This window comes from Polaribacter sp. 11A2H, from assembly GCF_011379025.1.
GTDB lineage: Bacteria > Bacteroidota > Bacteroidia > Flavobacteriales > Flavobacteriaceae > Polaribacter.
In genome coordinates this window covers 106265-119709 of record NZ_WTLD01000007.1, presented here as the reverse complement: position 1 = coordinate 119709, position 13445 = coordinate 106265, and the positions used below count along the sequence as shown (strand labels likewise).

Annotated in this window: 15 protein-coding genes and 1 tRNA gene; 15 read left to right on the top strand and 1 reads right to left on the bottom strand. The window is 30.0% G+C overall.

From position 1 onward, the window contains the following. Position 1: 1 nt before the first annotated feature. The 8 genes from rpmF (at position 2) to GQS58_RS10845 (ending at position 5391) form a co-directional block, all read left to right on the top strand. Entirely contained in the window at positions 2 to 199 is a 198-nt protein-coding gene (gene rpmF, locus GQS58_RS10880; RefSeq protein ID WP_165733114.1) for a 50S ribosomal protein L32, read from the top strand. Positions 200 to 353: 154 nt separating this feature from the next. After that, positions 354 to 1349 carry a beta-ketoacyl-ACP synthase III gene (locus GQS58_RS10875; protein WP_166385750.1) on the top strand — a complete coding sequence of 332 codons (996 nt, stop codon included), beginning with the start codon at positions 354 to 356 and terminating at the stop codon, positions 1347 to 1349. Between the two features lie 25 nt (positions 1350 to 1374). Next, positions 1375 to 1848, top strand: coding sequence for an acetyl-CoA carboxylase biotin carboxyl carrier protein (gene accB, locus GQS58_RS10870; RefSeq protein WP_166385889.1), 474 nt, complete (start codon positions 1375 to 1377; stop codon positions 1846 to 1848). A 74-nt stretch (positions 1849 to 1922) separates the two neighbouring features. Further along, positions 1923 to 3260, top strand: a complete 1338-nt coding sequence (gene accC, locus GQS58_RS10865) for an acetyl-CoA carboxylase biotin carboxylase subunit (protein ID WP_166385748.1) — start codon at positions 1923 to 1925, stop codon at positions 3258 to 3260. Positions 3261 to 3352: 92 nt separating this feature from the next. Beyond that, positions 3353 to 3802, top strand: a complete 450-nt coding sequence (locus GQS58_RS10860) for an Lrp/AsnC family transcriptional regulator (protein WP_166385746.1) — start codon at positions 3353 to 3355, stop codon at positions 3800 to 3802. Positions 3803 to 3926: 124 nt separating this feature from the next. After that, positions 3927 to 4331: a response regulator gene (locus GQS58_RS10855; RefSeq protein ID WP_166385744.1), complete on the top strand. Its 405-nt coding sequence runs from the start codon at positions 3927 to 3929 to the stop codon at positions 4329 to 4331. A gap of 20 nt (positions 4332 to 4351) precedes the next feature. Further along, positions 4352 to 4666 carry an Hpt domain-containing protein gene (locus tag GQS58_RS10850; protein ID WP_166385742.1) on the top strand — a complete coding sequence of 105 codons (315 nt, stop codon included), beginning with the start codon at positions 4352 to 4354 and terminating at the stop codon, positions 4664 to 4666. A 17-nt stretch (positions 4667 to 4683) separates the two neighbouring features. After that, a complete protein-coding gene (locus GQS58_RS10845) occupies positions 4684 to 5391 on the top strand; it encodes a LytR/AlgR family response regulator transcription factor (protein WP_166385740.1) in 708 nt (235 codons plus the stop codon). Between the two features lie 156 nt (positions 5392 to 5547). Here GQS58_RS10845 and GQS58_RS10840 read toward each other — a convergent pair. After that, positions 5548 to 5620: transfer RNA gene (locus tag GQS58_RS10840), tRNA-Phe, on the bottom strand. 128 nt (positions 5621 to 5748) lie between these two features. Between GQS58_RS10840 and GQS58_RS10835 the strand changes: the two genes are divergently transcribed. From GQS58_RS10835 to GQS58_RS10805, 7 genes are all read left to right on the top strand, one after another. Beyond that, positions 5749 to 6477 carry a type III pantothenate kinase gene (locus tag GQS58_RS10835; protein ID WP_166385738.1) on the top strand — a complete coding sequence of 243 codons (729 nt, stop codon included), beginning with the start codon at positions 5749 to 5751 and terminating at the stop codon, positions 6475 to 6477. Beyond that, positions 6474 to 7763, top strand: a complete 1290-nt coding sequence (locus GQS58_RS10830) for a hypothetical protein (RefSeq protein WP_166385736.1) — start codon at positions 6474 to 6476, stop codon at positions 7761 to 7763. Before GQS58_RS10835 ends, GQS58_RS10830 begins: the two co-directional genes overlap by 4 nt. A gap of 15 nt (positions 7764 to 7778) precedes the next feature. Continuing rightward, complete coding sequence (locus tag GQS58_RS10825) at positions 7779 to 9101, top strand: tetratricopeptide repeat protein (RefSeq protein WP_166385734.1); 1323 nt, start codon at positions 7779 to 7781, stop codon at positions 9099 to 9101. Positions 9102 to 9105: 4 nt separating this feature from the next. Then, a complete protein-coding gene (gene lptC / locus GQS58_RS10820) occupies positions 9106 to 9669 on the top strand; it encodes an LPS export ABC transporter periplasmic protein LptC (protein ID WP_166385732.1) in 564 nt (187 codons plus the stop codon). A 1-nt stretch (position 9670) separates the two neighbouring features. Next, positions 9671 to 9868 carry a hypothetical protein gene (locus GQS58_RS10815; RefSeq protein ID WP_166385730.1) on the top strand — a complete coding sequence of 66 codons (198 nt, stop codon included), beginning with the start codon at positions 9671 to 9673 and terminating at the stop codon, positions 9866 to 9868. Between the two features lie 15 nt (positions 9869 to 9883). Then, on the top strand, positions 9884 to 11149 hold the full coding sequence (locus GQS58_RS10810) for a hemolysin family protein (RefSeq protein ID WP_166385729.1): 1266 nt from the start codon (positions 9884 to 9886) through the stop codon (positions 11147 to 11149). A gap of 122 nt (positions 11150 to 11271) precedes the next feature. Continuing rightward, positions 11272 to 13362 carry a peptidylprolyl isomerase gene (locus tag GQS58_RS10805; protein WP_166385727.1) on the top strand — a complete coding sequence of 697 codons (2091 nt, stop codon included), beginning with the start codon at positions 11272 to 11274 and terminating at the stop codon, positions 13360 to 13362. The last annotated feature ends 83 nt before the right edge of the window (positions 13363 to 13445 follow it).

The window sequence follows — 13445 nt, the reverse complement described above, 5'->3', positions numbered from 1 at the left end:
AATGGCACATCCTAAGAGAAAAATATCCAAAACTAGAAGAGACAAAAGGAGAACTCATTATAAGGCATCTTATCAGCAGATTGCTACAGACCCTACAACAGGAGAGTCTCACTTATATCACAGAGCTCACTGGCATGAAGGTAAATTATACTATAGAGGACAGATCGTCTTAGAATCGGCATCTGCAATAGAAGCATAAAAGAATTAAAAGTTTTTTTTAAAACCCTCATTAATTGAGGGTTTTTTTGCGTTTTTAAAGTAGAAATTATTTCTTTTGATAATTTTTACCTTAAAAAGTGAAATAAATTTCACTACTTTTGATCTTCCTAACCACATGGAAAACAACTAAAATTATGACAAAAATCACTGCAGCAATTACAGCAGTAGGGAAATATGTTCCTGAATATGTTCTAACCAATAAAGAGTTAGAAACTATGGTAGATACTAATGATGAGTGGATTACCAGTAGAACAGGGATTAAAGAAAGAAGGATTCTAAAAGGAGAAGGTTTAGGTACTTCTTACATGGCTATAAAAGCTGCCGAAGAATTATTAAAAAAATCAAACGTAGATCCTGCAGAAATAGATTTAATTATTATTGGTACTGCAACTCCAGATTTACCTATAGCATCTACAGCGGCTTATGTGGCATCAGAAATAGGAGCAATAAATGCTTTTGGTTATGATTTACAAGCAGCATGTTCTAGCTTTTTATACGGTATGTCTACTGCAGCTAGTTATATAGAATCTGGTAGGTATAAAAAAGTATTATTAATAGGAGCAGATAAAATGTCTTCTATAATAGATTATAAAGATAGAGCTACTTGTATTATTTTTGGTGATGGAGCAGGAGCTGCATTGTTTGAACCTAATTATGAAGGTTTAGGTTTACAAGACGAGTATTTAAGAAGCGATGGTATAGGGCGAGACTTCTTAAGAATTGAGGCAGGCGGGTCTTTAATGCCAACAACTAAAGAAACTGTTGCAGCAGATAAGCATTTTGTATATCAAGAAGGTAAAACTGTTTTTAAGTATGCAGTTTCTAATATGGCAGATGTTGCCGGAAAAGTATTAGAAAGAAATAATCTTACTGAAAATGATATTCAATGGTTAGTAGCGCATCAAGCTAATAAAAGAATTATTGAAGCAATTTCTAAAAGAGTAGGGATGCCATCAGAAAAAGTAATGATGAATATTCAAAAATACGGAAATACTACATCAGCAACTTTACCACTTTTACTGGCAGATTATGAAAGTCAATTAAAAAAAGGAGATAATTTAATTTTTGCGGCATTTGGTGGCGGTTTCACATGGGGAGCAGCTTACGTTAAATGGGCGTATAATTCATAAATACAATAAATAAATAATTATGAGTATGGACATTAAAGAGATTCAAAATCTTATTAAATTTGTAGCTAAATCTGGCGCTAGCGAGGTAAAGTTAGAAATGGAAGATGTAAAGATTACTATTAGAACAGGTTCTGGTAAAACAGAAACTACAATTTTACAAGCAGCTCCAATGGCAGGTATGCCTCAAGTAGCAGCACCTATTGCTCAACCGGTTGCAGCTTCTGAAGCAGCTCCACAAGCCGAAAGTGAAGATTCTAAATATATTACTGTAAAGTCTCCTATTATAGGAACTTTTTATAGAAAACCATCACCAGATAAACCTAATTTTGTAGAAGTAGGAACAGATATTTCTGTAGGAGATACTGTTTGTGTTATTGAAGCAATGAAATTATTTAATGAAATAGAATCTGAAATTTCAGGTAAAGTCGTTAAAATTTTAGTGGATGATTCTTCTCCTGTAGAATTTGATCAGCCATTATTCTTAGTTGATCCATCGTAATAGAAAGAGTTTAGATTTTGAGTGTAGATTTTCTAACTCAAATCTTATAACTTATAACTTATAACTCTTAAATTATGTTTAAAAAAATATTAATTGCCAACAGAGGAGAAATAGCACTTCGTGTTATTAGAACCTGTAAAGAAATGGGGATTAAAACTGTGGCAGTATATTCTACTGCGGATGCAGAAAGTTTGCATGTAAGATTTGCAGATGAAGCAGTTTGTATTGGTCCAGCTCCAAGTTCTGAATCATACCTAAAAATGTCTAATATTATTGCAGCTGCAGAAATTACAAATGCAGATGCAATTCACCCAGGTTATGGGTTTTTGTCTGAAAATGCTAAATTTTCAAGATTATGTGAAGAGCATAACATAAAATTTATTGGTGCTTCTGGTCAGATGATTGATCAAATGGGAGATAAAGCAAATGCTAAATCTACTATGATTGCTGCCGGTGTACCTTGTGTACCAGGTAGTGAAGGTGTTATTGTAGACTTTGAAGATTGTGAAAAAATTGCAGCAGAATCCGGTTACCCAGTAATGTTAAAAGCTTCTGCCGGAGGTGGAGGTAAAGGTATGCGTGCTGTTTTGAAAGCAGAAGACTTAAGAGAAGCTTGGGATTCTGCAAGACATGAATCTAAAGCAGCCTTTGGTAATGATGATATGTATATGGAAAAGCTTATTGAAGAGCCAAGACATATAGAAATTCAGATTGTTGGAGATTCTTACGGAAAAGCATGTCATTTATCAGAAAGAGACTGTTCTGTTCAACGTCGTCATCAAAAGTTAACGGAAGAAACTCCTTCTCCTTTTATGACAGATGCTTTAAGAAAAAAGATGGGAACAGCAGCTGTAAAAGCAGCCGAATTTATAAAATATGAAGGTGCAGGAACTGTAGAGTTTTTAGTTGACAAGCATAGAAATTTCTTCTTTATGGAGATGAATACGCGTATACAAGTAGAGCATCCTATTACAGAAGAAGTAGTAAATTATGATTTAATTAGAGAACAAATTTTAGTAGCTGCAGGTGTGCCTATTTCTGGGAAAAATTATTTTCCTCAAATGCACTCTATAGAATGTAGAATAAACGCAGAAGATCCATATAATAATTTTAGACCCGCTCCAGGAAAAATTGCAACTTTTCATTCTCCAGGAGGTCATGGAGTAAGAGTAGATACGCATGTATATGCTGGTTATATGATTCCGCCAAATTACGATTCTATGATTGCTAAGTTAATAACTACTGCTCAAACAAGAGAAGAAGCTATTAATAAAATGAAACGCGCATTAGATGAGTTTGTGATAGAGGGGGTTAAAACAACAATTCCTTTTCATAGGCAATTAATGGATCATCCAGATTATGTTGCAGGAAACTATACAACTAAATTTATGGAAGATTTTGTTATGAAATAAAACATAAATCATTCGTTTAAACTTGATATTAAAATAGAGAACACAATTTGTGTTCTCTATTTTTTTTTACCTTTATAGTCTAAGATATAAAGATGAAAATAGACGGTATTGATAAAAAAATTATAAGAAGTTTAGTAAAAGATGCAAGAATACCTATTTTAAGCATTGCTAGAGATGTTGGTATTTCTGGAGCAGCAATTCATCAAAGATTAAGAAAATTAGAGAAATCTGAATTAATAGATAGTTATCAGATGGTAATAAACCCAAAAGCTTTGGGATATACTACAATTGCTTTTGTAGGTGTGTTTTTAGAAACTACAGCAGTACTATCATCTATCATAAAAAGACTTAAAGAGATTAGAGAAGTGGTAGAATGCCATTATACAACTGGTAATTTTACAATTTTTATTAAGGTATTGTGCAAAGACAATGTAGATTTAATGTGTTTGTTAGATACCAAGATAAAAATGATTAATGGTGTTACTAAATTTGAAACATTTATTTCTCTCAATCAGCAAATTGATAGACAAATACATATCTAGAATTATATTAAACATTAAAATTTTACCACTTAACGTGTTTTTGCTTCATGTAAGCTAACAAATATTTTTTTTCAATTTTATTGGTTCATTTTTACATCATCGAAAACAAAAATGTAAAAAAAATATGAATTCCCTCACCATATTACTTATTGATGATGATGAGATAGAAAGAATGAAGTTTAAAAAGGTTTGTTATGATAATAATTCCCTTTCTAATATTGTGGAAGCAGTAAATGGAAAAGAGGCCTTAAGTATTCTAAATAAAGCAGAGTATTTATTTAATATTATAATTCTAGACCTACATATGCCTGAAATGAATGGGCTTGAGTTTTTAGGTAATTTAAAAGCTGATATTAGGTATAAAAATATACCTATAATAGTGATGTCTAATTCTGATGATCATGAAGAATTAAAGAAGTGTTATGATTTTGGAATTTCTGGTTTTTTTACAAAGCCAGTACAATTTTCTAAATACGCTGTAAAAGTAGAATCACTATTAAATTATTGGAAAGAGAATAAATATAATTAATTAAAATAAGATTAACAGATATGGAAGAACCAAATTTAAATTATATAAAAGAGCTTTCTGGAGGAGATAAGGAATTTGAAGAAAGTATCTTAATAGTTTTAAAAAATGAATTTCCAGAAGAATTTTTACTTTTTAATGAAGATTTTAAGAATAAAGAGTACGCAGAGGCTGCAGATAAAGTACATAAGTTAAAACATAAAATTAGTATTTTAGGTTTAAAAAAGGGATTTGAATTAGCATCTAGATTTGAGCTAGATTTAAAAAACAATGAAACTAAATTATATAACGATTTTGTAAATGTTTTAAACAAAATTCATGTATATTTAAAAGTCTAATAATTTTTATAAATAGTATGAATTGTATAGTAATAGATGATGATGCAACTGCAAGATTAATTATTAAGAAGCTATGTGCTGATTTTAAGGAAATTACTGTTTTAGAGGAGTTTGATTCAGCTATAGAGGCTATGAAATATCTTAATTCAAATGCAGTAGATTTAATATTCTTAGATATTCACATGCCTACATTTTCTGGTTTTGACTTTATTCAAGCATTAAAATCGCCTCCTAAAATAATTTTAACAACATCAGACAAAAATTTTGCGCTACAAGCATTTGAGTATGAATGTGTAGTAGATTATCTTGTAAAACCTATTGCTAAAGTAAGGTTTAACAAGTCTTTGCAGAAATTAGCCAGTTTAAAGCAAACAGATACTACTGCAAACACAACAGTTGCTGCCAACGAAGATTCTGATTTTATTTATGTAAGTGTAGAGAGAAGACTTGTTAAAATTAATATTCCGAGTATTTATTTTGTAGAAGCAAAGGGAGATTATATTAATATCAAGACAGATAGTAAAAGTTATATTGTACATTCTACACTAAAGAAAATAGAAGATAAGCTGCCTACTTCTTTATTTCTTAGAATACACAGGTCTTTTATTATTAATGTTTCTGAGATAGTAGATATTGAGGATAACAGTGTACTTATTCAAAAAAGTGTTATTCCAATTAGTAGATCTAATAAAAGTGAATTAATGAGAAGATTAAATTTGCTTTAATATTTTTTAAAGTAACAGGTTTTATTTTAATTAAACAACCTAAGGTTTGTTTAATTAATAGGGGTAGGGTGTTTCTGAATTTTAGAGTACACCTTTTTTTATTTAGTATTCGAAAAAGTAAAAACCCTATAAACAGAATGTTTATAGGGTTTTAAGTGGTACCTCCAGGAATCGAACCAGGGACACAAGGATTTTCAGTCCTTTGCTCTACCAACTGAGCTAAGGTACCATTACTTTAAAAGAAAGTTAGATTAATATCTTTCCCTTAGCGGTGGCAAATATACAACCTTTTTTAACATGTGCAAGCATTTTTTTAAAAAATGTATTGTATTTTTGATTTTTATAAATATTGTAAAGATGAATTTAATAATTGATGCAGGTAACACAAGAGTTAAAGTAGCTGTATTTGAGGGGGATACCATTTTAGAAGTGGTTTTTGTTGATCGAAAAAAAATTTTATCAGAAATAAAAAAAATTTTAAAAAAATATAAAATTACCTGTGCAATTTTGTCATCGGTAAGTTTTATATCAGAAAAAACGTTACTTAAGCTTCAAGATTTAATGCAATTGACGGTTTTGTCTTCTTCTACAAACGTTCCTTTTATCAATTTGTATAAAACACCAACAACCTTAGGAGTAGATAGAATTGCATTGGTGGTGGGGGCCGTAAATGAGTTTCCAGACAAAAACACACTAATTATTGATGCTGGTACTTGTATTACTTTCGATTTTGTGAATAGTAAATCGGAATATTTAGGTGGTGCAATATCTCCAGGAATAAAAATGAGGTTTGATTCTTTAAATCATTTTACAGCAAATTTACCATTACTAGAAAAAGATGAAGTAAACAGTTTTATTGGTCGCAATACTAAAGAGAGTATGAATTCTGGTGTTGTAAATGGAGTGGTTCAAGAAATTGAAGGTGTAATTAATCAATATAAAAAGAAATATATAGATTTAACAGTCGTTTTAACAGGAGGAGACACAAATTTCTTGTCAAAGCAATTAAAAAGTAGCATATTTGCCAAGAAAAATTTTCTTCTTAAAGGATTAAATAGAATATTGATATTTAATATAGACAAATGATTAAAAACATATTATTAGTTTTTATGCTAATAACCTCTTCAGCTATAACAGCTCAAAGAACAAGTTCATCACCATATTCTTTTTTTGGTATAGGAGATGAATTTAATCCTATTACAGTAGAACAAAGTGCAATGGGAGGTATAGGAGTTGCTTTTAGCCACTATAAATACTTAAACTTTACAAATCCTGCGGCGTACGCTAACTTAAGATATACAACCTATTCTTTTGGTTTATTAAATAATAAATTAACGGTAGAGAATGGTGGCGTAAAACAATCTTCTAACTCTACTAGTTTAAGTTATTTTGCATTGGCATTTCCTATAGGTAATAAAGCAGGTATGTCTTTTGGACTACAACCAGTATCTTCTGTAGGATACTCTTTATCTAATTCTATTTTAGACAACAATGGAACGATTTTAGAGCGAACGTCCTTTTCTGGAGAAGGAGGTGTAAGTAGAATTTACAGTAGTTTTGGTATAAAAGTATATAAAGAATTATCTTTAGGTATAGAAGTAGATTATAAATTTGGTAGTATAGATAATAGTATTATTAACGAAAAAGCAGGTGTTTCTTTAGCTACAAAATATAAAGAAGCGACTATTGTTAGAGGCGGATCGGTTGCATTAGGAGCACAATATAAAAAAGCGCTTAAAAATAAATTGGTTATAAGCGGAGGAGCTACTGTTAAAATGGGGAATGATTTAAAAGTTACTGGAGATGAATATTTAAACTCTCTTTCTTTTACTAGTTCTGGAGGAGAATTTGGAAGAGATACTCTTTCTCAATCTGAAATTAGCGGAAATTATAAATTGCCTTTAAAAGCAATTTTAGGAGCAGGAGTAGGGAAAGATGATAAATGGTATGTTGGTTTAGAGTATGAAAAACAAGATGCAATAGAAACTACAGGTTTTTTAAATACATCTAACAGTGCATATACTTATGGTGAGTCGAATAGAGTTTCTTTAGGTGGATTTTATATTCCTAAAATCAATTCAATTTCAAGTTACTGGGAGCGAGTTACTTATAGAGCTGGTGTCCGTTTAAAAAAGACAGGATTGTTAGTAGATGGATCTGATCCTTACACAAATTATACAGATGTAGACGACTTTGGCATATCTTTTGGTTTAGGTTTACCACTGAAGCAATTATCCTCAGTAAATATGGGGTTCGAATTTGGTCAAAGAGGTACCACTGCTAATAATTTAATTAAAGAAAATTATTTTAATTTTAGATTAAGTTTATCTTTGACAGATACTAATTGGTTTCAGAAAAGAAAAATAGATTAACAAAAAACTAACAAAATGAAGAAAATTACGTTTTTACTAGCTGCAATGTTGTTATTGGCATCAGCAAAAACAAATGCGCAAGATGATGCAAAAAGAGAATGTACTATTAAGTATAATCTTTTTAAAGGAGATTTCCAATCTAAAAAGTATGAAGAAGCTTATACAAACTGGATTTATTTAATGGATAACTGTAAAGATTTATCTGTAAATATTTACAAATTAGGTTCTACTTTGGCAGAAGATGTTAGAAAAGATCCTGTTCTAGCAAAAAGAGTTTACGAGCAAAGATTACAGTATTTTCCTAAAGACAATCCAGCAAAATTACATAGTGATTATGCTACTTATTTGTTAGATAATAAATTGGCTTCTGATGATGAAGTATTTGCTATTTTAGAAAAAGGATATAATATAGACCCTACTAAAATGGGTGTAAAAAACTTATATATTTATTTTCAAGGAGTTACAGATAGAAATAAAGATACAAATCCTCAAAAAGTATTTGATACTTATGATGATGTATTAGAGTCTGTAAGTTCTAAATTAGATGGATATGCAGCAAAATTAAAAGATCTTTCTAAAGATTCTGTAGCAAATAAAAGATTGATTCATGCATATTCTACAAACTCTAGAGCATTAGGTACTGTAGAAGGTGGTTTAGATAATATTATTTCTGAAATAGCAACTTGTGAAAGATTAATACCTATTTACAAAAGAGATTTTGAAGCAAATAAAGATGATGCTGTTTGGTTAAAAAGATCTGTATCTAGAATGTTTAACAAAGGATGTCAAGAAGATCCTTTATACCAAGAATTAGTAAGAGCGTATGCTCATGCGTCTCCATCACCAGAGGCATTCTCTTTCTTAGCGAGTGTTTTAGAAGATAATGGAGATAATGCTGGGGCAAATGAAATGAGAGAGAAATCTTTTAATTTAGAAACAGACCCATTAAAGAAAGCAAAGTATAAATTAAAATTTGCGCAAGCAGCTAAATCTAGAGGTCAATTAAGTAAAGCTAGAAGTTTAGCAAGAGAAGCTTTAAGCTTTAACCCTAACTATGGTAAAGCATATTTATTTATTGCAAGATTATACCAATCTAGTGTAAATAATTGTGGTGGAAATGAGTTTGAAAAGAGAATGGTATATGTTGCTGCATTAAACCAAGCACAAAGAGCTGCATCTGTAGATCCAAGTATTTCGTCTACTGCAAGTTCTTATATTAGAAGTTATAGAGGTAATGTACCAAGTTCTAAAGTTATTTTTACTGCAGGTGTTACACCTGGTAGTAGCTATACTATAAAATGTTGGATTGGTGAAACAGTAAGAGTACCTTCAAATTAATTTTTTGAAAAACATAAAAAAAATATTTTATAAAAGCATTGCTGTACTATTTGTTACAGTAATGCTTTTTTCTTGCTCTAATAATACAAAAGAAGTGAGAGATTTTTTGGTGTCTAAAAACTTGCCAATCGGTATTGCCAAAAATGCATTTCATGTATATAAAGATTCTGGTAGAATTACATCAAAACTAATTACGCCTTTACTTTATGATTTTAGTAATAGAAAACAACATCCCTATAATGAATTTCCTGAAGGAATTGAAATTATAAATTTTGATGGAATAGATTCTGTAACGATTACAGGAAATTATGCATTATCATATTCAAATACTCAAATTTCTGAAATAAAGGGAAATGTAGTGGTCGTAAATCCTAAAGAAAACTCTAAATTAGAAACAGAACAATTATTTTGGGATCAAAACACTAAGTATTTTTTTTCAGAAAAACCATTTACTTTAACCACTTTAAAAGATACTATATATGGTGTTGGGTTTGAGTGTAAAGAAGATTTAAGTAAGCATTTAGCAAAGAAAACAACAGGTAAGTTAGTAACATCAGAAACAGAATAAAATGAATACAATTTGGAAGTTTTTTCAATATGGCTATTTAGTAGTCGCTTTAATATGTTTGGTAGAAGGTTTTCTTATTTGGGCAGAAGATAGACAGAAAGCTTATTTGTTTTTTGGTGCTTCTATTTTTATTACCTTAGTTTTTTTCTTTAAAAGACATTTTAGAAAAAAAGTAGAAACCAGAAATAACCAAAAATAGATTATAAATTTCTTAATGGAAATTGAAATTATCATAATATTAACCTCTATTATTCTTTCCGCTTTTTTTTCGGGAATGGAAATTGCATTTGTTTCTGCTAATAAGTTGCATATAGAATTAGAGAAGAAAAGAGAAGGCTTTATACCTAGTGTTCTTAATAAAATTACTCAAAAATCATCAAAATTTATTACTACCATGTTAGTTGGTAATAATATTTCTTTGGTAATTTATAGTTATTATATGGGAGGATTCTTAATTAGAATTCTACCTAAAAACACCTTTAACGAGTTTACTACACTACTTTTACAAACAATTATATCTACCATAGTAATACTAATTACAGCAGAATTTTTACCAAAAGCTATTTTTAGAATTTATGCAAATGAGGTTTTAAAATTATTTGCAGTACCTGCCTATTTTTTTTACGTTTTATTCCATTTTTTTTCTGAAATTATTTCTTTTATTTCAGATTTTTTTCTGCGTGTATTCTTTAAAACAGATGCAGAAGAACAACAAACAGAATTTAGTAAAGAAGAATTAGGGTATTATATTACAGAACAACTAGAAACTGGTAATAATGATGATGAAGTAGATTCTGAAATACAAATTTTTCAAAATGCACTCGATTTTCATAATGTAAAAGCAAGAGAGGTTATGGTTCCCAGAACCGAAATTGTTGCGGTTGAGTTACATGAAAAAGTAGCAAACTTAAAAAATATATTTATAGATTCTGGACTGTCTAAGGTACTGGTTTATAAAACCTCTTTAGACGATGTAATAGGATACATAAATGCTTTTGAATTATTTAAGAAACCAAAAACAATTAAATCTATTTTATTACCAGTAGAGATTGTACCAGAGTCTATGATGATTAACAATATTTTAAACAGTTTAATGAAAAAGCGTAAAAGCGTAGCTGTTGTTGTTGATGAATATGGAGGTACTTCTGGTATGATAACTGTAGAAGATATTGTTGAAGAATTATTTGGTGAAATTGAAGATGAGCACGATACTCAAGAGTTTTTAGAGAAGAGAATATCTGAAACAGAATTTAACTTTTCTGCAAGATTAGAAGTAGATTATTTAAACGAAGAGTATAGTTTGAATATTCCTAAATCTGAAGCTTATGAAACTTTAGGAGGGTTTATTATAGAGCAAACAGAAAGTATTCCTATAGAAAATGAAGTTGTTGATATTGAAGATTTTGAAATTAAAATCTTAAAAATGAGTAGTGCTAAAATAGAAGAAGTCCGCTTAAAAATTGTAGATGAAGACGCCTAAAAGTTGTCTTTGTTTTTAGAACTATCTATAAGTCAATTTAGTTACTGCTAATAAGTATAAAATCGGTTGCAATATTAAAACCCAAATCGTATATTCGCAAACTGAAAATTAAATAAATTCGTATGGCAATTTTATCAAAAATTAGAGAACGTTCAATGTTCTTAATCATTATAATTGGTTTAGCACTTTTTGCTTTTGTATTAGATCCATCTACTTTAGGTGATTTTTTCAATTCAAGTAAAGTAAATCAAGTAGGTGAAGTAAATGGAGAGTCTATCTCTTTACAAGAGTTTACTGCAGAGTTAGAGGCATATAAGCAACAAGTAGGTAACGGAGTTACTGAAATGCAAGCATCTAAAAGTGTATGGGATAATATTGTTAGAAAAAAAATCTATCAAAATCAATTAGCACAAGCAGGTATTACTGTTGGTGAAGCAGATGTTTGGAACGAAGTAATTAATGCTCCTTCTGTTAAAGACAATCCTCAATTTCAAAATGAAGTAGGCTTTTTTGACGAAGTAAAGTTCAAACAATTTTTAGCAGACACAAAATTAAATAATCCAGAAATGTGGGGAGCTTGGTCTAACTACATGACTCAAATTAGAGATAATGGAGAGAGAAATACATATAATAATTTAGTTACTGCAGGTCTTGGTGCTTCTTTAAAAGAAGGAGAATCTCAATATTTTGCAGATAACACAAAACTAACTTCTCAGTTTGTATTTGTTCCTTATACTTCAATTGCAGATAGTTTAGTTACCGTTTCTAAAGGAGAAATAGAAGCGTACATTAAAGCACACTCTAATGATTTTAAAGTAGAAGAATCTAGAGATATTTCTTATGTGCAGTTTAATATTGCAGCAACTACAGAAGATGAAAATGCTATTAAAGCGAGTCTTTCTGAATTAATTGAAGATTTTAAAAATACATCTAATGAAAGCGTATTTTTAAGTGAAAATGATTCTGATACTAGTATTGATGATAGTTTTAAATTTCAAAGAGAGATTAATGCAACAGTAGCTTCAGAAATTTTTAAAGGTGCTAAAGGAGATGTTTTTGGTCCTTATAAAGAACAAGGGTATTTTAAAATATCTAAAATTACAGACGTTACTAGCATGCCAGACTCTGCTAGAGCAAGTCATATTTTAATTCCTTTTTTAGGAGCTCAAAGAGCTGCTGCAGATATAACAAGAACGCAAGGTGAAGCTAAGATTTTAGCAGATAGTATTTTAAATGTTGTAAAAAGCAATAGAAATAAATTTGAAGACTTAGCTAAAACAATGTCTTCAGATCTTGGTTCTGGAGCAAAAGGAGGAGATTTAGATTGGTTTACTTATAATAGAATGACACCAGAATTTAGAGATTTTGTTTTTGAAGGCAATACAGGTGATATTGATGTTGTTGAAACTCCATTTGGGTTTCATATTATTAAGATAGATGGACAAAAGAACAAGCAAACAGCTTTAAAGTTAGCTACTTTAAGTAGACAAATTATAGCTTCTGAGGCTACGGAAAGTGCTGTTTTTCAAAAATCAGAACAATTTGCTTTAGCAACATCTAAAGATAAAAAGTTCTTTGATGTAGCAAAAGAAAATAATTATGTTGCAAGACCTGCTATTGGTTTAAAAGTTTTAGATGAAAATGTACCTGGTTTAGGTAACCAAAGACAAATTATTTCTTGGGCTTTTAGTAATGATACTAAACCTGGAGATTTTAAACGTTTTGATTTAGAAGGTAGTCACGTTGTTGCTTTTGTAACGGCTAAAACAGAAAAAGGATTAATGTCTGCTGCTAAAGCTACAAATAGTGTTAAACCTATTTTGATAAACCAAAAGAAAGCAAAATTAATTGGAGATAAATTTAACGGAAGTACTTTAGCTGATATTGCTAAGGATAACAATACAGACGTTAGAAATGCAAGCGGTATTAATTTAAAAAGTCCTACATTATCTGGTGCTGGTTCAGAACCTAAAGTTGTAGGTGCTATGTATAATGCAGAAATTAATAAAGTGTATAAAAACATAGAAGGTAATAGAGGTGTGTATGCTTTTGCAGTAACAAACAAAGAGTTACCAACTGCTTTACCAAACTATGAAACTACAAGAAAAAGTATTGCAGAGTCTATAAAAACTAAAACTTTTGCAATTTATGAGGCTATTAAAAATGCTTCTGATGTAGAAGATTACAGATCAAACTTATACACTAGTAACTAGTATAAGTTTAATTTAATAATAAAAAATCCGTTCAAGTCTTTTGAACGGATTTTTTATGCTCTATATTTAGCTAATTAGATACT

Coding starts and splice junctions, on each gene's coding strand:
- rpmF (WP_165733114.1), top strand. CDS start 2: ATGGCACATCCTAAGAGAAAAATATCCAAAACTAGAAGAGACAAAAGG.
- GQS58_RS10875 (WP_166385750.1), top strand. CDS start 354: ATGACAAAAATCACTGCAGCAATTACAGCAGTAGGGAAATATGTTCCT.
- accB (WP_166385889.1), top strand. CDS start 1,375: ATGGACATTAAAGAGATTCAAAATCTTATTAAATTTGTAGCTAAATCT.
- accC (WP_166385748.1), top strand. CDS start 1,923: ATGTTTAAAAAAATATTAATTGCCAACAGAGGAGAAATAGCACTTCGT.
- GQS58_RS10860 (WP_166385746.1), top strand. CDS start 3,353: ATGAAAATAGACGGTATTGATAAAAAAATTATAAGAAGTTTAGTAAAA.
- GQS58_RS10855 (WP_166385744.1), top strand. CDS start 3,927: ATGAATTCCCTCACCATATTACTTATTGATGATGATGAGATAGAAAGA.
- GQS58_RS10850 (WP_166385742.1), top strand. CDS start 4,352: ATGGAAGAACCAAATTTAAATTATATAAAAGAGCTTTCTGGAGGAGAT.
- GQS58_RS10845 (WP_166385740.1), top strand. CDS start 4,684: ATGAATTGTATAGTAATAGATGATGATGCAACTGCAAGATTAATTATT.
- GQS58_RS10835 (WP_166385738.1), top strand. CDS start 5,749: ATGAATTTAATAATTGATGCAGGTAACACAAGAGTTAAAGTAGCTGTA.
- GQS58_RS10830 (WP_166385736.1), top strand. CDS start 6,474: ATGATTAAAAACATATTATTAGTTTTTATGCTAATAACCTCTTCAGCT.
- GQS58_RS10825 (WP_166385734.1), top strand. CDS start 7,779: ATGAAGAAAATTACGTTTTTACTAGCTGCAATGTTGTTATTGGCATCA.
- GQS58_RS10815 (WP_166385730.1), top strand. CDS start 9,671: ATGAATACAATTTGGAAGTTTTTTCAATATGGCTATTTAGTAGTCGCT.
- GQS58_RS10810 (WP_166385729.1), top strand. CDS start 9,884: ATGGAAATTGAAATTATCATAATATTAACCTCTATTATTCTTTCCGCT.
- GQS58_RS10805 (WP_166385727.1), top strand. CDS start 11,272: ATGGCAATTTTATCAAAAATTAGAGAACGTTCAATGTTCTTAATCATT.